The sequence below is a fragment of the Luteolibacter luteus genome, from assembly GCF_012913485.1.
In the GTDB taxonomy this organism is placed as follows: Bacteria; Verrucomicrobiota; Verrucomicrobiia; order Verrucomicrobiales; family Akkermansiaceae; genus Haloferula; species Haloferula lutea.
In genome coordinates, this window is the sequence record NZ_CP051774.1 from 5,771,214 (window position 1) to 5,792,702 (window position 21,489).

Consider the following 21,489-nt stretch of genomic DNA (forward strand, 5'->3'; position numbering starts at 1 on the left):
GCCGATGGGAAATTTTTACACGCAGCTGTGGGTCACGGATTCGAGCACGGAGGCGTGTGCGGAGCTGATGAAAAGCCTGGGGCGGCGGTCGGTGATCGGGCCCTCGCACCGGCACCTGACGCCGATCTTTGACTCTGCTTCCGACCAACAGGATTTACGGGAGATCGATAGCCTTGCGCTGACCGCCTCGAAGGAAACGGGGAAGTGGGCGATCGGGATCTTGAATCACGATGATGACCACCTGCTGCTGCGCATCTTCCACAATGGCGAGGAACGGGAGCATATGGCGGCAGGATTTTTCGGTTGCCTGGATACCGCGGGAAGCCGGGACCTGTGTTCCGCTTTCAGGCCAAAGGCTTCCGAGCTACTTGTGACGCTCGCCTTGATCCGACCCCGGCTTTTCCAGATCGGCCGGCATGCGAGGCTGGCACGGATCCTCGACATTCCGGAATGGAGCGTGGGTGCGGGATATCGCTACATCCAGCGCGGGGAACTGGATGACTGCCCCGAGGCTGCCGGGTTTGTCCGCACTTGAGCGTGCGTCACTCGATCTGGAAGGAGTCGATGCCGAGGTAGTAGCGGTAGTCCTTCGAATCAGGATTGGCTCCGCTGACTTGGACTTTGATCCGATACCTGCCGTCCACCGGGGTGAAGCTGCCGAGGGATAGTCTTTCGGCGGGAACGACGTCCGGGGCGTAGCCGTCGAAGCTGTTCTTCGAGGTCTGTCCGTTCACGGTGAAGCGCAGGATGCCGTAATCGCGTGCCCGGGTGGCTGTGATGAAGAGTTCGTGCGGCTTTGCGTCGGGCGCGGGGACTTGCAGGGTGATGAAGTCGCCGACCTTGGTGCCGCGGACGAGGAGTTGCTTGCCGCGGCTCCAGAGGCCGATGCCGAAGACGCGCATGTCCTGCGTTTCATGGACGAGTCCAGGCGTGCTGGCGATGATCTCCTGTGACTCGGCATCGATAACGCCGGGGAAGCCGGCGGGCTCGCGCCGGGCGTCCTCAAGCGTGGGGATGCGAGCGGTGGCGCTTGTGGGATCCGGTGGGTGCAGGGACTTGTTGCCCGGGAAGGCATACCAGCGTGCGGTCGCAGCGTAGCCGAGGCGGGTGGGCGCCCATGACATGAGCTCCAAGTCGAAATCGAGCGACTCGCGGAAGGGGATGCCATCGAGACTGCGGCTGCGCGACATGATGTTGTGGCCCAGGGTCTGCGGATCGTCCACGCGGGTGAGATTCGCCCAAGGGGTCTGCATGTTCAGGCGCGGGGCGAAGGAGTAACCGTAGTAGTCCTCCGTGCCGGTGCCGAAGTGGGAAGGAAAGGTCTCGCCATCGACGGTGATCTTTTCATCGCCCTCGCCATACCAGGTGGGGACTTCATTGAAGAGGGCGAGGGTATCCCCGGCATAGACGCCGCGACCGGAGATACGCGCGAAATTCCACTCTCTAACAGGCGGGGTGCGCATGCCAGCCTCGGAATGCCATGCCGTGTGAAAGTGCATCGAGCGGCCATCCCATTTCCAAGGAGAGGTGCCGGATTGCAGGGAGCCGGAGACGGTTGCGGTGCCGAGATTCTGCAGGGTGATGCTGCCGGTTTTCTCATAGGGCATGACCCAGCGGCTGGTCATCGTGCCATCCGGGGTGGCGGTATTATGCCAATTGTTCATCGCGTTCACGCCAACGGCGCTGGCGAAGAAATCGCTGGCAGGGCACCAGACGGTTTCCTCGTCGTCGAAGCGGATCCTTACGATCAGGGAGCGGAGCGCGTGGTCAAGGCCATCGCTCCCAGAGGAGTCGAGCTTGAAGCGGATGAAGCGCAGGGCGGAGGGGCCGGGTGGCAGCTCGATGGTTTTCTCCGCGTCGGGAGCGAGGGTGAAGTTTCCGGTGGTGGCGGGTGAAGCGGACTCGTCAGCCGGATGGAGAAGTTGCTCCGAGGCTTTCTCCAGCACGGGGCGGGCGGCTTCGAGGGCCTGTGATGTAAAGCTGCGGACGACGCTTCCCTTTGCGTAGCGGCGGTAGTTGATCTGGAAGTAGCGCTTGCCCGCGCTCTTCTCCTCCCAGGTCACCTTGCAACTCTTCGCGTAGGGAATGGGCAGCATCATGGTGCTGCCGCCGAGGCCATTTGGCGCGTAGCCCGGATGCGGGGTGAGGAAGGCGAGAGGAAGCTTCAGGTCCGTGCTGAGGAGATCGAAGGCCGGGAAGCTGAGGGCCGGCTGCTCAGCGCCATCGAGATAAAAGCGGAGCACGCCGCCATCCGGTTTGGTGGAGTCCGTGGTCATCCAGAAGCGGACCAGGCAACCGGGGCCATCATCTTCCATGAGAACTTCTTCTTTCCGTCCATCCCGGGTCTCGGTGCGGATGCGGCCGCTGAAGTCGTCATTGGCGAACCAGCCGTCCTTGTCCTTGGAGATACTACGCCTGTCGTAGCTGCTGGCCTGATGGCAGGTGAACTCCGGCGAGGGCCAGCGTGCGATCGAATCGCGGTCGAGCATTTCCCCGATGAGGGAGGCGAATGTGACCTCGGCCGCGAGCGTGGCAGGGAGTGCGACGGCAAGGTAAATGCAAAGGGAGAAGAGGCTGCTACGCTTCATTTCAGGAGTGTAGGAGAAGGAGGGCGGCCTTGAGGAAATCGAAAAGAGGGTGGCCGCAGGATAGCTGTCATGACATGCCGGTAAAATTGTCATGAATCCGAGTGAGAGGGGCCGATCAGGAGGATTTCTTGGGAGCGAGGACCTCCGCAAGCTGCGACCGCAAAACCGGACATTTGCAGATTGCATGAACTCTAATGGATTCGCGTAGATATTCGTAACGCGTTCACGTAGGAGGGAATAGATCAATATACGGGTTCCTACGAAAGTCAGGAGTTTTTAACTAATTGAACTTGTTCTGCAAAGTTTGCAGGGGCAAAACCGGACATCACCTCGCCGCGCGTCCCCACTTCTCACCGCGCGGTGTCCCACCCCTACACCCCCTGTTCCCCTCGTGAAATTGATCAATCGTACCCTCGCGGGTTCGCTGTTTGCTGGTCTCGTCGTGCTTGGTTCTGCCGCCCATGGTGCGGTGCTGTCCTTCGCTTCGAATTATAATATCTACGTGCTGGGCAACATGACCCAGTGGAACGTCGACTCCGAAGGCCGCGTGGCGGTGGCCGGAGATGCCTCGCTGACGAACTACGGCGTGGGTAGTAAGTTCTCCTCCAATCCTTCCAGTGCTGGCGACATGCTGGTGGTGGGTGGCAACCTGAGCTACAACGGCGGGGAAGTTCACTACGGTAACCTCGTTTACGGCGGCACACTCTCCGGAAACTTCGGGATTCCCCATGGCACGACCACTCATGGCAGCGCCATGGATTTCGCCACGGCGAACAACTATCTCACTTCTGCTTCCAGCTACTGGGGCGGCATGGCTTCGAATGGAGCGACCACGAACCAATGGGGTGGTATCCAGATGGTCGGTACCGATCCGACGCTGAATATCTTCACGCTTTCCGGCGCGATGCTGGGATCCTCATGGGGAGTGACAATCGATGCCCCGGCGGGATCGACGGTGCTGGTGAACGTCACCGGCGACTCGGCGGCGATGCAGAACATGGGCCTGAATTTCCAGGATCTCAACAGCGACGGGACAGGCACCGTGGTGCGCAACAACGTGATCTACAATTTCGTCGATGCGACCTCCCTGACCCTGAATGGCGTCGGAGTGCAGGGTTCGATCCTGGCACCGAAAGCCACGGTGAATTTCAACAATGGCAACATCGACGGCCAGTTGATCGCCGGGACGCTGATTGGCACCGGTGAGGCTCACAACTACCTCTTCCAAGGCAACCTGCCGGCCCCTCTGCCGATCCCGGAGCCTTCTTCGGCGCTACTGGTGGGTCTTGCGGGCGGGATGCTGGCGATGCGCCGGAAGAGAAGCCACTGATTTTCCAGAGGAGGAGAAGAGCGGCAGCCTTGGTGATCTAACGGTCCCAAGGCTGTCGCAGTTTTATAGCTTCAAAGCGGAAAGCGTGGCTCTTCCTTTGCGTCTCGGAATTTCATCGCGGCTTCGGTGCGGGATCTGACGTGGAGCTTTTCGTAGACGTGCTTCAGGTGCACGCGAACCGTTTCGACCGAGATGTTGAGTCGGTCGGCGATTTCCTTGTTGGCGAGGCCTTCGCAGAGCAATTCGAGGATCTCGGTTTCGCGCTTGGAGAGTTTCACTTCATCCAGCGCGGAGGGCGTGGATCTTTGGGGTTGGTGGAAGGCCTCCACCACACGCCTGGCGATCTCGGCACTCATCGGGGCACCGCCCGAGCGGACGTCGCGGATGGCATCGCGGACATCGGCGGGTGTGGAGCGCTTGAGCAGATAGCCGGAGGCTCCGGCCTTGAGCGCGGCAAAGATCTTGTCGTGATCCCGGTAAACGGTAACCATGATCACCTGGATCTGGGGGAGGTGCTGCTTGACCAAGGCAGTGGCCTCGATGCCGGACATGCCGGGGAGATTGATGTCCATGAGAACCACATGAGGGCGGAAGGCATCGATCTTCTTCAGCGCGTCTTCCGCAGTGGTCCATACGCCGACGCAATTGAACTCCGGGGCAGACTCGACGATCTTCCGCAGGCTGGAGCCCAGAGCGGCATTGTCTTCGACGATCGCGACATCGGTCATGGCTTCGTGGGACATGGGTGGATCAGGTAGCGGGTTTTTCTTGGGAAAACAGAGGGAGCGTGAGGATGACGGTGCTGCCTTGGCCGGGGAAGGTTTCAATACGGCATTCACCGCCGGCTTCCTGCATCCGGCGATCTAGATTGCCGAGGCCATCGCCGCCACCAGCGCGGGCATAATCGGGATTGAAGCCGCGGCCGTTGTCCTCGATACGGATTTCGAGAAGCTGGTTTGCGATGCCAATGCGCAACTTCACCTCGGTGGCGCCGGAGTGTTTGGCGATGTTGTTCAGCGCCTCGCGTGCGGCGAGGAAGACCCCATGGCGCTGAGGCGCACCAAGCGGATGGTCCGGGATGTCACGGGTGACATCGCTGCGCAGCGGGATGCGGACAATATCGAGGAACTCGCGGGCGAAGGCGGCGATGTATTCGACGAGCGAGCGCAGGTTGTCCTCCCGCGGGTTTACGGCCCACACGATTTCATCCAATGTGCCGACCACGTTCTTGGCCTTTGTGGAGAGTTGGTCGAGCGAGGGATGAAGCTTGGAGTCCTCGGCGTCTTCCGCTGCCAGCGCGGCGAGGATCGAGATTTCCGTGAGGCTCGCGCCGAGGTCATCATGGAGATCCCGGGCGATTCGGGAGCGCTCGCCCTCACGGGCGTTGCGGATGTTCAGCTTCTCGATGCGGCGCTTCATCCGCGAGCGGGCGAGCAGCCATCCGGTGCCGGCGGCAGCGGAGAGGACCAACAGGCCGCTGAGGGCGATGAACCAGCCCGTTTCCCAGAAGTGCGGGCGGATCAGGATGCGGATCATGGCGGGTGCCCCGCTGGGGATACCATCGCCATTCACGGCCATGACCTCGAAGGTATAGTTGCCGGGCGGCACGGATTCGTAGGCGGCGGAGCGCTGGGTGCCGAGCTCTCGCCAAGCATCATCGAGGCCACTGAGGCGTCCGCGGTAGGTGATCTTTTCCGGAGCGCTGTAGCCGAGGCCGACATAACGGAACTCAAGCCGCGAGCGGCCAGGCCCGGCTTCGATGGCAGAATCGACGCCCTCGTGCTGGCTCCCGTTCACGCGAACGGAACGGAGGTAGACGGGAGGGGCCACGCGGTTGATTTCCACCAGCTCCGGCTTCACGCGCACGATGCCATTGCCGGTGGGAAACCAGAGGCGCCCGTCCTGACCTTTCCATCCGGCCGGTTGATAGCCACCGATGCATTCGCGGGAAGGCAGCCCATCGGAGCGATCGAGCCGCAGCCAGTGGAGCGGGGCATCGGGATCCCTTCCGCGTTGCAGCATTTCCTTGCGGCTGGCGCGGAGAATGCCACCGAGCGAGCCGAACCAGAACTGGCCGCGCCCGTCGTCGATGAGGCTGGTAAGGCGCTCATCGGGCAGGCCCTGATCGCTGCCGAAGTGTTGCCATGCCTTGCCGTCCCAGAGGAAGAGTCCGCTGCCCAGGGTGGCCACCCAGATCTCATTGTCGCTCTCCGGACGAATCGCCGAGATCCAGCGGTGCTGCAGGTCGCCGGTATTGCCGAGCTGCTTGAAGCCCTTCGGCCCGCCGCGGAAGACACGGCCATCGATGCTGCCGAAGACAATCGCCTGTGACTTGGCGACCACCGAGACCGCGGAGATATTCAGGTCGTCAGGCAGGCCTTGCTCCGGCCCGTATTGGTGCACGATCTCATTCGCATAGGATGCGAGTCCTTGGGAGCCCCCGAACCACAGGGTGCCGCTGCGGTCTTCCGCGATGTCCCGGACCTTGGACGGGATCTGGGTCTTGGAGAACCTCGCCTTGAAGTTGCCATTTTCCCCGGAGAAGAGGCTGCCATCGCGCGAGGCCGCCCACAGCACATGGCGGCTGTCTTCGTAGAGCACGCCGAAGGCGCGGTGGTAACCGCCTGGAACGACTTCGACCGGCTCGGCATTGTCCGGGGTCCAGCGGGTCAGACCGCCGGAGCGATTGGCCAGCCACCAGTCCCCGGACTTCATCTGCATCACGGCGAAGACGGCATTGTCAGTGAGGCCGTCCACGCGATCGAGCACATCCACTCGGCTGAGCCGGACGCGCACCAGGCCATTGAGCGGGGAAGCGATCCAAATATTACCCTCCTTGTCTTCTAACAGCTCGTTGAAGGAAAGGGGCAGGTTGCTATTGGGAAGGAGGAAGGGTGCAGGCTTCGCGCCGGCAGTGCCGACGACGAGGCGCTCAAGTTCGTCCGCGGCCCAGATCTGCCCATTGCGATCGGCGAGCGTGGGCGGGACGGATGGAATCAGGCGGCGGCCACCCTTGCCTTGGTTCGCCAGGTCATTGGCGAAGAGCATGAGAAGGTCATCGGGTGGACTGGCCAGGGGCGTGAATGTGCCGCCCTCGATCTTGTGGAGCTCCTCACCCCGCTTGAAAAAAACTTGGCCCTGTGAGTCTTCCAAGAGCTGGGTTACCAGCGGGGGCCGTGGCGTGCGGGTGTCCGGCACCACGCGCTCGAACTGCCCGTGGCGAATCCGGAAGAGGCCTCCTTGGAAGGTGGAGACCCAGATGTCATCCTCGCCGGTCGAATAGATCCGCCAGAAGGCGAAGCGATTGCGACGCTGCTGGCCATCGAGCTCGATTGGCTCGAACTCGATGCCATCAAAGCGTGCGATGCCTTCCGCGGTGGCAACCCAGAGGTAACCATCGCGGGATTGGACGAGGGAGCGGACGACATTTCCCGGTAGTCCATCCTCGGATTGCCAGACGCGGACGAGCAACTCCTGATCCTTCGCCGCGAGGGGCGGAAGAAGAATGATCAGGAGCAAGAGGAGGAGCCGCACGGAAGCAGTTTGAGAGCGTGGGGAGAGGAGTGAAAGTGAGAAGTGGAGGGAGTGCCGAGTGGTCCCGGCGGAGCGAACGACCTAGGGAAGCAGCACGATGCGGTAAAAGCATTTCCCCTCAGGTGGAGCGGTGTCGGTGAAGCTGCCGGTCCCCGTCACGGTGGCCATGGTTTGCCATGGGCCGTCGAGGCTGCCGCTGCGGTGGATCTCGAAGCTCAGCTCCGGAGCCGATGGCCAGATGAGCGTCAGTCCGGATGGAGCAAGGCTGCCGGTGGCTCGAAAGGAGGCTCCCCCATTTTTCGGATCGAGGCCCAGGCGGAACTCGGTGTCATTGCTGCTGCCATCGTGGTCCGGATCAGCGTCCGGGGCGGCCTCGGGATCACTGGCGCTACCGAAGTATTCCAACTGCCACTGCCCAAAGGCCGAGAGGTTCTGCACAACGACGAGGCGGACGCTGCCACCGGATGCTTCCACGGTCGCGGTAAAGCCATCGGGTAGCGTCCCGACCGCCAGCCCATTGTCGGTGAGCGTTCCGCTGTAGGCGGCCAACGTATAGGTGCCGGCGCCAAAGCCGGGCAGGGGAGAAACATCGATCGAGCCGTCCAGTGTGAAGGGGCCTGCCACCTGAAGCTTGTCAGAAGCCGCAACGCTTCCCAGTTCATAGGAGAGCTTGGAACTGGAGGAGAGCACGAGACCACTGGAGCAGGCAAGCGTGCCCACTGCACCGCTGCCCGGGGAAAGCGTGCCATGCACCGTCACTGCTCCGGCGATGCTGCCGTTCCCTCCGAGGGTGCCGCTGCTTGCGACGGTGGTCGCCGTATTTGCCAGCGAACCATCGATGAGGAGCTTGCCGTCGCTGACGGTGGTGGGGCCGGTGTAGGTGTTCGTTCCGGAGAGCACCAAGGTGCCTCTGCCGCTTTTCTCGATCGCGCTGCGGCTTGTGCCCGATCCGTTCTGGATCACGCCTGCAAAGGTGGAATCAATGTTCCTGTCTCCAATCTTCCAAGTGACCGTGTAAGCCCCCGGGGTGTTGTTGTCCGGGACGATGCCGGAAAGGAAAGATCCAGCGGGACCCGAGAGGCTGCCCATGGGGATGCTGTGATTCTGGTTGAGGAAGGAGAGCGTGGTGACGCCGGAGGCCATCGAAAGGGATGCCGAGGGAAGGCCTGCGGTATTCGCGAGACGGAAGAGGCCGCCATCGGCATCTGTCGTGAGATTCAGCGTTCCTCCAAAGGCCGACCAATTCCCCATGACCTTGAAGCGGAGCCAGGGGACGTGGACATTCAGCGTGCCGGAACCGGACAAACTGCCAGAGAGATCCATGCGCGAATCCGTCCGAAGCGTCCCGGTCTGCCCCGCGGGCACCTGAATGCTATAGCTCGCGCTGCTGTAGGTGGCGGTGTTGTCGAGTTGCTGGAGCGTGCCGCCATTGAAGACGATCGGGCCGGTGCCGATCGCTGCCATCGCTGCCTCGGTGGATGTATAAAGCGTGCCACCATTGAGAAAGGTCCCACCGCTGTAGGTGTGGGCGCTCATCAGATTGAGGGTGCCGCTGCCTGCCTTTGTCAGCGAGGCATTTCCCGTGATGAGACCGCTGCCGGAGAAGGTATAGTTCTTGGTGCTCTCCACGAGGACGGCGGTGGGAACCACATCGGTGGCAATCACGACAGGGGAGGTCGCATTGCCGGCATCGGTAAAGCGGGCGGTATCGCCATCACTGAAGGATGCGGCATTGCCGTCGAGTAGCCAGTTGGCGCTGTTCCAGCCCGAGTCCGCGGTACCGCTCCAGACCAGCGTGGCCGGAGGCCGGAGCGGTGGCGTGAGCGTCAGTTCGATCCGGCCCGGGGTGCTGCCGGATGCGGGGACCACATTGAAGCTTGCGCTAAGGAAGGTGCCTTGCGGCGGAAGCCATGTGAACTGCTGCGTGCCCGCAAGGCTGCCGGTAAAGGTGGCCACCGTGTAGGTGCCCGCCTCCGCCATCGTGCCAGGGCGAAAAGAGATCGGACCATTCAGGATTAAATTGCCGGAAATGGAGAGCGGTGCGCCGGAGATCGCGCCATGTTCCAAAATACCACCGCCTTGTACCTGGACATTGCCGGTGACCGATCCCGAACCTCCTAGTGCGGCACCGCCTTGCACCGTGATGGTGGTTCCCGATGTGGCGCCATTGATGCGGAGCGTGCCCTGCTGGATATTCGTCGCGCCGGTGTAGGTGCAGGGGCCGGTCAGGGTGAGGACTCCGCTGCCGGTCTTCGTCAGTGCGGTGGGTCCGGTGCTGTTTCCGATCACGCCGGCGAAGGTGCTACTCTCATTCCTTGCTCCGACCTGCCAAGTCAGCGTGCGGTTTGCGGTGGGCCCACCGAGCAAGCGCGATTCGCTCGCACCGGAAAGCGTGCCGATGGAGAGCGTGAGATCGGATCCCATCGTGCTCTGGTAGTAGGCATAGACATCATTCGCGAGATCGAGTGCCGCCAGCGGATAGCCGGCGCTGCTGCGGATGCGAAAGTCGCCACCATCCGAATCCGTGATCACGAAGATGCGACCGGTGAAGGCGGACCAATTTCCCTGAAGCTCCGTGCGCACGTAGGGCGTGTGGAAGGTGAAGTCACCACTGCCGGTGAGGCTTCCCGTGAGCGTGCAGCGGCCATCGGCATTGAGACGGCCGGTGCCGCCGCTTGGCACGATCATGTTCCATGCCGCGGTCTCGCTTGCCTGCACGTTCGCCATGGAGAGCGTGCCCTTGTTCAGCGTCACGTTGCCCGTGCCGAGTCCGGAGGAATTCGGCGTGGCCCCGGCGAGGTAGATAGTTCCGCAATCGACCACTGTGCCGCCGCTGTAGGTATTGGCGCTTGCGAGGATGAGGGTCCCGGGGCCCGCTTTGACAAGCTTGCCGCCACCGCTGGCGGTACCGCTGATCTGCATGGTGCTATTTCCCAGCGCGACCTCCAGCGTGGCACCGGAAGGACCGAAGCTGAGGTCACGGTTGGTATTTGTCTGGGAACCCGTGAGACGAAGGGCGCCGCCATCGATCACGAGATTGGCAGCACTTGCAGATGCGGCACCGATCGATCCCGGCGAGCCCGCATCGCCGAGCGAGCTGATGGCCAGCACGCCACCGGTGATCCGGGTCGGGCCGGTGTAGTCATTCACCGTGCCGAGGGCCAGTGTGCCACTGCCGGATTTCGTGAGTCCGCCGCTGCCGGAAAGCGATCCGCTACCGGTGAAGCTGTAGTTCGTGGCGGAATCCACGGTCACGCCCGAAGTCGGGAGGATGGTCTTGAGATCGACGGTGCTACTGGCGGCCCCGCTGCCATCAAAAGCCACGCTGTCTCCTGCAACGAAGATTCCGGATGCTCCGGAGACGAGCCAATTGGGGCTACTGGCGAGATCCCACGCCGTGCCCGATCCACGCCAAGTCACGGCCGTAGGTGCCCGGGTGACGGGCACTTCCAGGGTGATCGCGCCACCGCCCGCTGCAAGCGTGTGAGGGGTGCCCGGAGGGATGGTCACCGAGAGGTTCGCCAGGCTGCCTGTCAGGCTGCCGCTGTAAGTGAGCAGGGTGTAGGTGCCGGGGGCAAGCTGGCCATTAAGCGCATTGATGTGAATGTGGACCGCTCCGGCCAAGGTGAGATTGCCGGTCACCGCGATCTTGTCATTCGGCCTTGTGGTGCCGCCCGGATCATCGGAAAGATCGAGTGCGAACACGGAGCTATCTTGCGCGCTCAGTCCTCCTGCGAGGGAAAGTGTGGCCGCATGGCCCATGCCATTTCCCGGAGCAATGGCACCGCGGTATTGCAGCGTGACTGCTTGGCCGATGCTGCCGCTGCCGCCGAGCCGTCCTCCTTTCTCGCCCTTGGCACCCTTGCCGCCGTAAGTGCCGCCCCAGACAGTGACCGGGCTCTGCGCCAGCGTTCCATCGATGTTCAGCGCGCCGTCCCAGATGGTGGTGCTGCCGTTGTAGGAATGGCTGCCGGTGATGGTAAAACTGCCGGAGCCTGCCTTCATCAGCTTCATGCTCCCGGAGAGCGAGCCACCGCTTCCATCCAGTGTTTGGTCCTTCGGCGAATAAACGGCGACATTCCCGGGATTGAGGGTACCCGAAAGTACGATGGGAGTCGTAGCATCTGCCCCGATGTCAAAGCGGACGGTCTTGCCACTGGCAAAGGCCCGCGCTACGCCGTCGGCGGTCCATGCGCTCGTCGCGCCGAGATCCCACTGGCTGCTGCCCGCGCCTCCACGCCATGCCAGATCCGCCTGCACCATCGGTGGTGGCTGCGGGACGGTCATTCCGTGGCCCAGATAGTAGTCGGTATAGGACGCCTGCACGTAGCCCTTGGTCGTCGCTTGGCAGCGGTACTGGGGATTGTGCATCAGCGCATAGACACGATTGCTGGCGTCCAGCTTGGTGGTGTAGATGCGCAGCTCGGAATTGTCATTTGCCACACAGAGCAGTTCCTCGCGCCAGTCGCCCAAGATGTCGCCCCAGAAAGCCGGACGGCCACCGTAGGCCTGGTAAACTCCGGGCGGGGTCTCGTTGTAGATCGTGTAGAGCCGGGTGAGACCAGCGGGACTTGCGGGGTTGAACTTGCTGATCGCGGGGCTTTCCGCGGTGCTGCCGACGGTGGCGATGAACTCGCGGCCGAGGTCTGCATCCCACCAGATGGCCTCGGGCGGGAATGGCTGCGCGGAGTAGATCTGCTCGCCCTTCGCATTGAAGATCCCGGCCTGGGTGGAAAACATCTCATAGCCCTTGTGCGCGGAATCCATGTCCGAGATGACGCCGCGACCGACATCCACCACGGCACCGGCATACCATTTCTTGATGAAGGAGCCGTTCGCGGAATCAAAGAGCGCCGTGGCCAGGCCGCTCGGGTTGTTCTGCTGGATGATGTAGGTTTCCAGGCCGGGGCGATCGGGATCGATATCGGTGGTGTGAAAGCGGTCGCCGTGGGTGACTTCTCCGATCGAGTAGAGGAGGCTGCCATTGTCATCGATGGAGAAGCCGATGTCGCAGAACTCGTCCTTGCCGTCGTTGTCGGGATCACCAATGCGGATCTGGTGACCCTCCGGCGCGTGAACGCCGTCATCGTCCCATGACCAGCGCTGGCTGAGCACCCCATTGCGGAAATCCCATGCCGTGATGAGGCCTTGGAACGCGCCGTCGCCGATGCGGTTCTTCGCCTGCAGGAGCACGCTGGGGCGCTGCCCATCGGCATAGAAGATGCCCATGTGGCCATTCAACGGGCCGTCCGCGATGTAGGGATTCGGTACGGTGGCGCGGGCACGCTCGGCACCGGTGAGACCGTCGATGACCGAGAGGTATTGGATGTTATCGGTGGCCGCCGTGATGGTGGTTCCGTCTGGCAGGACCACGCCCTTCGCCGTGCGAACGATGACCTCCGCTTTGCCGTCGCCATCCATGTCATAGACCGTGACATTGTCCCCGTGGCCGATGCTGATGGCGGAGGAACCGGGCTCGATGTTGTATTGATCGACGCTGTTCGGACCCATGTCCATGCGCCAGAGGAAGGTGCCATCCCGCTTGTAGGCCTCCAGGAACTGCCGTGCAGCGGTGTCCGGATGATGGCGGTCGATCACGAAGTCATACTCGCCATCGCCATCCAGATCACCGACCCAGCAGAACTTCACCTTGTGACCGGCACCATCGGGTGTCGGCTGGATGGGCACGGGGAAATATTGGCGCGTCGGCGGATTCGCCGGGAGCGTGGAGCCGGTGACCGCGGGATTCGCCCAGGTGTCCGGCACCTCGGAGCCATCGAGCACCGGCCTAACAGAATAGGTGTAGGAGACAGAGGCGAGGCTCGGCGGAGTATCGGTGTAGTTCGTGCTGGCCGCGAGCGGCGAAGCATTGAGCTTCACTGCGGCACCGCCATTGGCAGAGCGATAGAGATTGAAGGCGACGTCCTGTGGATCATTCCCGAGCAAGCGCCAGCCGATGTAGATCTGGGTGCTGTTTTTCCGCAGGGCCATGACGCCGCGGCCCAGCGATTCCATCTGGCGTTGGGCGAAGGCTTCCGTGACGAGGAGCGGCCAGATCAACAGCGCGAGCGCCCGGAGGCGGCGGATTCTCATGGTGAGGTATCGGGTGAGGAGAGTGAAAGCTTCCGCTCGCGGCGGCTGAGATCGAGCGCGGCAACTTGCTTGCCCTGGCGTTCGACCGCAGAGACGGGCTGGCCGAAGACCTTGATCGATCCGGTGAAGTCCGGACCGAAGTCCTTGCAGAAGTCCGCTTCGATCGTGAGCGGCCAGCCTTTTGCGGCGGGGTATGTGAGCACGAAAGCGATGTCCTGCGAGACTTCGCGGGAAACCCGGACTTCGCCCGGGGTCAGCGGGCCTTTGGGCGAAGAGAGGATAAAGAGCCGCGTCCCCAGGGCCTCGAGCTTCCCGCGTGTTTCATCGGAGATATCGCCAGTCCAGCGCGGCGGTGACTCTGCGCCCAACAAGACCGCCGCGACCGTCGGGGTCATGCGGACGATCAGGATTGAGCGGCTTTCCAGCAGGCGCAGGGTGGCATGCGCATCGAAGCCATGATGAGCCGGAGCCGGTAGCACGGAGGCCAGCGTGATGAGCATGGCAAGAAAGCGAGGGCGTGCTGCCGCAGTTAACCCGTGCCGCGGCAGCCCTGTCTCTACCCATTGGCTGGAAAGGATCATAGCGGCCGGCGGCGGCGCAGCAGCATGAGCAGGCCGATGGCACCAAGTGCCGCAGCGCGAGGCTCCGGCACCGTGTAGAGCACGATGTCATTTCCGCCGGTAAGGGTCGGAGTTCCGGTGTCGGCGATGTTTCCGGAGTAGGAGATAAAGAGGTCGGTGCCTCCGAAGTTGCCGACCAAGGCTCCATCTTCCAGCAAGCCGGCGAAGGTGCCGGTGCGGGTGGCTCCATCCGCCAGCTGGACGATGCCGAAGACCTGATTGGCCGCGAGGGCAAAGGCATTCGTAAGCGAGATGGAGAGCACTCCTCCGCCCAAGGTCAGCGTCGGTGCTGCTCCGCTCAGCTTGATGCGATCGTAGCCCTCGGTGTCATTCAGGATGAAATCGGTGCCAGCGAGTTCGATCGCGGCCGTGGAGGCGGCGGTGAGGTTCAGATTTCCCGCCAGCTCGATCGAGCCGGGGCTGGCTCCAGCTGCGAAGGTCGCGGCATTCACCGTGACATCTCCGCCGACGGTTCCGGTGCCGCCGAAGGTCCCACCGTCCACACTCACCGCCGTGGCTCCCAGCGAGCCATTCACGTAGAGCGCCCCCGCTGAGACGATGGTGGCTCCGGTGTAGGTGGAGGCGCCATCAAGAGTGAGGGAACCCGTGCCGACCTTGGTGAGGCGGGATTGCACGGCAGCGTTGTTCTCGATCGTGCCGCTGAAAGAGGTATCCGTGTTCTTCGCGCCGACGGACCAGGTCACTGCTCCAGCCGTGCCGCCCGTCAGCTTGGCTGTCGTGGACGTGCCGGAGAGCGCGCCGATCGAGACCGTGTTGCCGCCGCTGTTGGTCTGCGTGCGGACGATGACTGAGCCGGCGAGATTCACCTCACAATTCTGCCAGCCGACGGCATTGAAATTCGGCTGGCCGCTGCCGAGCGCTGCGACGCCAAGGCGGACGACACCGCTGCCGGAGAGATTCAGCTTTCCCGTGAAGCCGCTCCAGTTGTTCTGGAGGTCCGAGCGTTCGGTATTGGAGGAAACTCCGAAATTGAGTGTGCCTGCGCCAGTGACCGCACCATTCATGCGGAAGCGATTGGAGGCGGTCAGGGTGCCGCCACCCGCTGCGACATCGATGGCATTGGCATAGACCAAGGTGTTGCCACCCGCATAGGCATGGGAGAGGGTCCCGCCATCGAAGGTGACGGTGCCGGTGCCGATCCCGCCGGTGCCGAAGTTCACGTTGCTGCCGAGGATGAGGGTGCCTGCCTTGAGCGTGGTGGCGCCGGTGTAGGTATTGCCGCCATTGGAGAGGGTAAGGCTGGCGGTGCCGGTTTTCATCAGACCGCTGGTTCCTCCCACCAAGGCGGAGATCGTCGCGTTCACATTGGTCTGGACCGTCGCAACTCCGGAGAGCGTAAGGGTACTTGCCCCGCTGATGGTCCAGGTTCCGGCGCTGCCCGGATCGGCATCGCCAAGCAGAAGCTGCCCGAGGTCCTGGGCGGAATCGAGCACGACGCCGAAATTGCCCGCAGGCAAGTCGGCGCTTGTGAGGGTGGCGATGCCACCGGCTCCGGCGGGAGTGGCGGCATTCCAGTTGTTCGGGTCGGACCAGTTTCCACCGCTTGTGGTGGAGGTCCAGTTGCCATCTGTCGCGGAGACGGCAGCAGGCAGGATCGCCGCGAGGGCGAGGAGGGTTTGGCGGGGTATCATGGGTTTGGGGAACGGATGCTGGGTACGCACCGTCGCCTCCATGAAACGATTCCCATTATGAAGGGGCAATTACCCGAAGGGGGGAGGGGAACGGAGAAATGCCCCAGTGCCCAAGCACGAACTCCTCGCGATCTGGGCCCCGCGCCGCCGTTATTTTATTTAGGCTGCTCCTTCAGATAGGCTTCCACTTCCTTGCGCTCGCCTGAGGGAAGGGAGTTCAGCCACTCCTGCGTCGCCTGCGGATCGTAATTGCGCCAGTTGGCAGCGAGGTTCTTGGTCGCCCACTGTTTGGCATCTCCCCTAGGGAGGGACTGCACCCAGCGCGCGGCGGCATCCGGATCCTTGCCACATAGAGCCACCGCATAGCGTGAGGCCTCCTGCGTGGGATTGATCTCGGGTCCGTAGCGAGAGGGGTCGGGATTACTTTCCCCGCTCTCTTCCTTTGGTGCAGGAGGCTGGGCGACGAGATAGCGGATGGCTTCCCCCCTCAAGCCGGAGTCGATGCCGTAGTCGTGAGCCGCGGCGATCACGTTCGCGACCGCAAGTTTCTTCTCGTCCGGCATCCGCTGGAAGCCATCGGACAAGGCCGCGATCTTCTCCTTGTCCCAATCCCGTAGCATGAAGAGGTAGTCGGAGCCATTTCGGGATTGGGTGGCGGAAACTTGCTCCAGCCAATCATTCGGGGCGGCGACCTTCGGCGGGCTGTCGCCGATCTCCTGTCTCTTGGCAATGAGGGAGCGGGCGATCTCACGGTCTTCCTCGCTACCCAAGGCTGAGATCAGTTTTTCACTATCCTCCCGGATCATCTTCGGGTTGTTCGCAATGATGCCCGAGATGAGATTTTGCCGGGCCTCCTTATCCAGCTCGAATTGATCGACGAGGCCGAGGGTCTCGATCGGATTCTTGGAAGCATGGTTTTGCATCGCGGTAGAGCGCAGATGGCGCTTCTGTGCGTCCGGGATGTCCATGGTATCCAAGTCCAGATCGAGCCACTGGCGCGCGTTGGCTTGGTTGATGAAGAGGTATGCTTGATTGGAGATGTTCTTCTTCCAAGAGTCGGGAAGGTTCTGGAGCTCTTCGACGAGGCGGGTTTTCAAATCGCCCGTGAGATTCATGGCGTTTTCAAAGAGCTTCCAGCCATCAGGGCGGGCGGCGAGTTTCCTCAATTCATCCGTGAAGGACTCCTTCATCCTCCTGCCGACCACGATGCTCTCTGCTTGGAGCCGCCAAGAGAAGGGTAGGGAATCAAGCGATGCTTCAAGGAGGGCGGGGTCCTTCTCCGCGATTTTCCGAAAGATACCGCTATCGAAATAGCCTTCCGTTTCCCCGGTGTCCGGGCGTTTGAGCATCTTGACCAAGTGCTCCAGCGCGAGTTCAGGCTCGCTGGCGGCAAGATCTCCGAGAGTCATGACCTCCAACCGCGGATTCGTGTGGGTCATGAAGAAGGAGAGTGCCAGCGCCGGATGTTCCTTTGCCCAGCTTGCAATGAGTGCTTCCGCGCGGTCGGGATTGTTCTTGATGTTCCATGCGATGAAGCCCTCGCGATCTTCCGCTTCCCAACGCTGCATCGCGATTTTTTGGAACAAGGCTACGTCAAAGCCCTCGCTCATGTCGAACCAGCGCTTGTCCAGCCACTCGCTGAGATCGGCCATAGGCATGGTGGTAGCGAGATCAATGGTGGCTCGCATGCGCTGCTCCGGAGAACTGGCCCGTAATACCACCATGGTTTCGCGGACGTAATCGGGCACGCCATTGCCGCGCGGGCCACGTTCAGCGCGCTTGTTGTCTTGGGCGGATGCGATTGTTCCGGCGGTAGGAGTGCGGGGTGCCTTGGAAGACCTCGTGCTGGTGAGGTTCCAGCCCGCGAGAGAGGCGGCGACGAATATGGCAGCGCAGGCACCACAGAAGAGGAGTGGGGACGGCGTGCTCATATGCCTATTGAATCCCGATGGATTTTCTCAGTTGTTCCGCCCGTTCGGTGGGTAGATCCGCAGCCTCCAACCAGGCACCGGCAGCCTCCCGATCATAGCGCCCCCATTCCAACACGGCATTCTCCAGATACTCCTCTGATTTGCTCATGCTCATGATCCAGTCGACCGCTTCAGGGTAGTTCTGGTCGCTTCTGAGCTTGCTCGCGATCTTTGCCGTCGCGTAATCCCGCACTACCGGATCGCTTTGCCGTTTGGTCCACTCCGCAAAGGCCGGTAGGTCGCTGTCCGCCCATTGGCTGGTAAGGAGCGAGAAGCTGTTCACCCGTTGCCCTGAGGCTTCGGCGGTGGGGAGCTGCAACTCGACCGTGCGCGCTGGATCGGTCGCCATCATGGCGTTCAAGAGGTTCATGACATCCGTGTTGTCAGAACCGAAAGACAGGGTGGAGTTCTCCACCTTGACGTTCTTGGATTGGCCCAAGGCATTTGGGGCTGCCTCGAAGAGATCCTTGGCCAGCTCGAAGGCCTTCTCGCGGTCGCTGGACAAGTAGTGCAGCGCCGCGGTGGCGAGGCGCTGGGAGAGAATGTAAGGAGCCTTCGTTTCCTTCGCCTGCCGGATGGCGGCTTCGGGGTCGGTGTTGAGGAGGGACTCGAAGAGCGCGCTCTCCATTCTCCGTTTCATTCCACCCGAGGGCGCTTGGTCGATGATGCGCTGGAGGACCTCGGGGCGCTGGCTGCCGGCGATATCGAGGAAAGCACTCAGTAGATCGCTGTCAGAGCGGGGGTAATGATCCCGTTGCGGCAGGTTTTCCCGAAGCCAATCGTAGGCGGCCCACGGGTCGCGCGCGGCCAGGACTTTGAAGAGTCCTCCGTCGGTGCCGCGGCCGTTCTTCACGAGGAAATCGAGCTTCTCAAGCGGATCGCCGCAGTCGTCCCACTTTGCCAGACCCGAAAGCGCGTGATAGCGGCTCTTTTCGGGGAGCTCGTCGAAGTGCTCCAGCAACCATTTCGAATGGAATTCGCCGATGCCTTCCGCGACGTTGCGCAGCCGATCCGGATTGGTGGCGATCGCGGTGGAAAGAGCCATGGCGGGTTCATGGCAGCTCCACGCCCACCAGGCGTAATGTTCATCGGGCGTGCCCTTGGTTGCGGTCGTGGCTCCTTGCGGATTGATGCGGGTCCAATTGATGAAGATGAGATCGTTGATATCCCTGTTGCAATTCTCCTGCTGGCGGTAGTGCTGCCAGTAAGCCGCGATGTCTTCCTCGCCCGCGTCCACCATCCAGAGGGCAACGCGCGCATAGAGATCGGGACCATCGGCGATCCTGATGCTTTCGAGGGTGTCCTTTGAACGAAGCGTGGAGCGTGCGGCGGCGATGATGCCTGCTTTTGAAACGATGGCGGGGCCATCTGATGAGCCGCCTTGGCCGGATGAGGAGGATCCAGATCCTTTTGTCACAGGATCGGACGCCGGGATGCTCGAAGCTATCCGTTTGGCCACGTGTCCCGTTGCGAGACCCGCGGTGCAGAGACCGAGAAACAGGAGGGTTTGTTTCTTGTTCACATCGGCTTGAGGAGTCAGGGGGATGCCTGATCCGCAGATAGGTCAATGAGGACGGTTTTTGCGCGAAGGGTCAATCTGGATTCATGGCGTTTCGGGCGGGGAGCGATGGGTGCCTCAATGATCACTCTTGCTCCTGCATCAGCTGCCCGTTGGGATTCAGCTTGGTGCGGAGCCAATCCAGCTCGGTCTTCATTTTCTCGGTCTCTTCCGGACTGAAATGGTATTCGGGAACGGAAAGTGGCTTGCCGTCCTCGCCAACGAGTGGTGTGGCAGCAGCGAGGGAAGTGCCCTTGCGGATTTGTTCCTCGAAGGCGGCGATGCGGAGATGAATGATTTCCGCATCGTATTCGCGGACCTTGCCGTCGGCCTCCCTGGCTTTTTCAAGTTCCTTGTCGCTGGCCATCACGCCTCCGACGATCTTGCCGCGGGAGATCTTCACCTGCACGGGTACCCATTGGTTTGGCTTGAGCAGCAGGGTGGCGTTCCGCGAGAAGGTCGCGGAGGCTTCCTCGGTGGCATCGCAATAGACCCCGGAGTCGTTCACCACGATCTTGCCGCGGTCCTTGAAGTCGGCTTGGCATTCTATCTCACCTTCGGTCGTGAAAGTGATTGTGGAGCCTTTCACTGGCTTTAGCTTGGTGCCGCTGTCAAAGGAGCGGATCTTCGCGTTCATGAGGAAGGACTTCTCCTTGATCGCTTCGGGAGCGAGCATGAGCACGGCCGTGGCGGTGCTTTCGTCCATTGCCTTGCGCCCGGCCTGCTTCTTGGCCCACTCGCCGAGCTTCTCCTGGAGATAGCCGGCCTCCGCCAGGCAGGGATCGCTGAGCTTCGCCATGGGGATGGCGAAGATTTTCTTTTCCTTGCTCCGGACATAGACCTTTCCCGGCCGCACGGCGAGGAAATCGCCGGTGAAAGTCCGCCCGTCGCGGCTTGTCCAGACCTGCGGTTCGTCGGCGTGAACTGCAGTGCAGCTGAGAACCGGGAGGAGAAAGAGAAGGAGGAGTTTCACGGCAGGGCTTGTAGGAAAGATATGGGGACGGCGGCGAGAAATTACGGAGGGCCGGACGGGGATTGTTCAGGGAGCTTGGAAGGAGGATCGCTCCGGATTGCCGGTGGCGCGCTGCCTCCGCAGGAGACGGGTTGCAGGCCCGGGAAATGGGTGCATGATGCCATCAATGATCGACAGCGATTTCAGCAGCCCCGAGCCGGAACCCGAGCTCGTTCCGGTGGGTGTCTGGCCGTCGCTGGGCGAGGCGAGCGAGCATGCCCTGGTGGTGCTGGCGATGAACCTGGAGTGCTGGATCCTGCCCGCACAGGGGAACTATGCGGTGCTGGCGGATCCGGCGCATGCCGGGGCGATCCGTCACGAATACCAGCTCTACGCTGAAGAGCAGTCCGAGCGCCGCGAGCAGGTGGACCATCCGCTTTTCCCCGTGGGCCTGGACCTGCTGATGGCGTGGATGTTCACGCTGCTGGGGACCTTCTTGTGGCAATTGCGGGACGAATCGCTTTCAGACCGCTTTTGCAATTCAAGCTTGGGTGTGATCGATGGCAAGGAGTGGTGGCGACCCTTCACTTCGCTGTTTCTTCATGCGGACGCGGCGCACCTTTTGGGGAATGTCGCGATCGGCGGTCTTTTCTGCATCATGGTGGCGAAGGTGATCGGCGCCTGGAGGGCCTGGCCCTTGATCTTGTTGGCGGGCATGCTGGCGAATTTCCTCAACGCGTGGCTGCACTATCCCGAGTCGTTCTTGTCCCTCGGTGCGTCTACCGCGACCTTCGGCGCGCTGGGAATCCTGGTCGGCCACTCGACACGGCTTGCTTGGCGGCATCGGAGCTACCGGGAGTTCCGGCCTTTGGTTGCCCCCTTGTTGGCCGGAGTGATGATGGTGAGTTGGTGGGGAACGAGCGGCGAAAATACCGATGTGCTCGGTCACTTCCTTGGTTCCGCATGCGGGACGGTCTTGGGGTGGTTCGCAGTAAGGCGGATGTGAAAGTCCCGGCAGCCCCTCTCGCGTCGGGATGAGAAGGGCTTGGCTGAATCAGGCCTGTTGGGAGACACGTGAAAATTCCGTTTGAAGGGTCGATAGTTGGTGCGATGTTACGTCATGCAGGGGAAAGATGACGATTTCCCCTCCCCGAATAGCGAACGTCTCCCTGGCGATGCTGTCCCGCCGGGA

The 21,489-nt window shown here is 62.0% G+C and carries 12 protein-coding genes; 3 read left to right on the forward strand and 9 right to left on the reverse strand.

Going from position 1 to position 21,489, the window contains the following annotated elements; all coding sequences use genetic code 11:
• Positions 1-4 precede the first annotated feature (4 nt).
• Entirely contained in the window at positions 5-535 is a 531-nt protein-coding gene (locus HHL09_RS23860; protein ID WP_169457175.1) for a hypothetical protein, read from the forward strand.
• Positions 536-542: 7 nt separating this feature from the next.
• Here HHL09_RS23860 and HHL09_RS23865 read toward each other — a convergent pair whose 3' ends face one another.
• Positions 543-2,588 carry a glycoside hydrolase family 172 protein gene (locus HHL09_RS23865; RefSeq protein WP_169457176.1) on the reverse strand — a complete coding sequence of 682 codons (2,046 nt, stop codon included), beginning with the start codon at positions 2,586-2,588 and terminating at the stop codon, positions 543-545.
• A gap of 391 nt (positions 2,589-2,979) precedes the next feature.
• On the opposite strand from HHL09_RS23865, the gene HHL09_RS23870 reads away from it, so the two are divergent.
• Positions 2,980-3,918 carry a choice-of-anchor A family protein gene (locus HHL09_RS23870; RefSeq protein WP_169457177.1) on the forward strand — a complete coding sequence of 313 codons (939 nt, stop codon included), beginning with the start codon at positions 2,980-2,982 and terminating at the stop codon, positions 3,916-3,918.
• 71 nt (positions 3,919-3,989) lie between these two features.
• Here HHL09_RS23870 and HHL09_RS23875 read toward each other — a convergent pair whose 3' ends face one another.
• From HHL09_RS23875 to HHL09_RS23910, 8 genes are all read right to left on the reverse strand, one after another.
• Entirely contained in the window at positions 3,990-4,661 is a 672-nt protein-coding gene (locus tag HHL09_RS23875; protein WP_240963695.1) for a response regulator, read from the reverse strand.
• Positions 4,662-4,668: 7 nt separating this feature from the next.
• Positions 4,669-7,452 (reverse strand): sensor histidine kinase, encoded by a 2,784-nt coding sequence (locus tag HHL09_RS23880; protein ID WP_169457178.1) that lies wholly within the window; start codon positions 7,450-7,452, stop codon positions 4,669-4,671.
• Between the two features lie 81 nt (positions 7,453-7,533).
• Complete coding sequence (locus HHL09_RS23885) at positions 7,534-13,545, reverse strand: rhamnogalacturonan lyase family protein (RefSeq protein ID WP_169457179.1); 6,012 nt, start codon at positions 13,543-13,545, stop codon at positions 7,534-7,536.
• On the reverse strand, positions 13,542-14,045 hold the full coding sequence (locus tag HHL09_RS23890) for a hypothetical protein (protein ID WP_169457180.1): 504 nt from the start codon (positions 14,043-14,045) through the stop codon (positions 13,542-13,544). The genes HHL09_RS23885 and HHL09_RS23890 overlap by 4 nt, the downstream gene beginning before the upstream one ends.
• Before the next feature lie 77 nt (positions 14,046-14,122).
• Positions 14,123-15,817, reverse strand: a complete 1,695-nt coding sequence (locus HHL09_RS23895; RefSeq protein WP_169457181.1) for a beta strand repeat-containing protein — start codon at positions 15,815-15,817, stop codon at positions 14,123-14,125.
• Between the two features lie 155 nt (positions 15,818-15,972).
• Positions 15,973-17,748 (reverse strand): hypothetical protein, encoded by a 1,776-nt coding sequence (locus HHL09_RS23900; protein WP_169457182.1) that lies wholly within the window; start codon positions 17,746-17,748, stop codon positions 15,973-15,975.
• A gap of 4 nt (positions 17,749-17,752) precedes the next feature.
• Positions 17,753-19,309 carry a hypothetical protein gene (locus tag HHL09_RS23905; RefSeq protein ID WP_169457183.1) on the reverse strand — a complete coding sequence of 519 codons (1,557 nt, stop codon included), beginning with the start codon at positions 19,307-19,309 and terminating at the stop codon, positions 17,753-17,755.
• 121 nt (positions 19,310-19,430) lie between these two features.
• On the reverse strand, positions 19,431-20,318 hold the full coding sequence (locus HHL09_RS23910; RefSeq protein WP_169457184.1) for a hypothetical protein: 888 nt from the start codon (positions 20,316-20,318) through the stop codon (positions 19,431-19,433).
• A 154-nt stretch (positions 20,319-20,472) separates the two neighbouring features.
• On the opposite strand from HHL09_RS23910, the gene HHL09_RS23915 reads away from it, so the two are divergent.
• Complete coding sequence (locus HHL09_RS23915) at positions 20,473-21,303, forward strand: rhomboid family intramembrane serine protease (RefSeq protein WP_169457185.1); 831 nt, start codon at positions 20,473-20,475, stop codon at positions 21,301-21,303.
• The last annotated feature ends 186 nt before the right edge of the window (positions 21,304-21,489 follow it).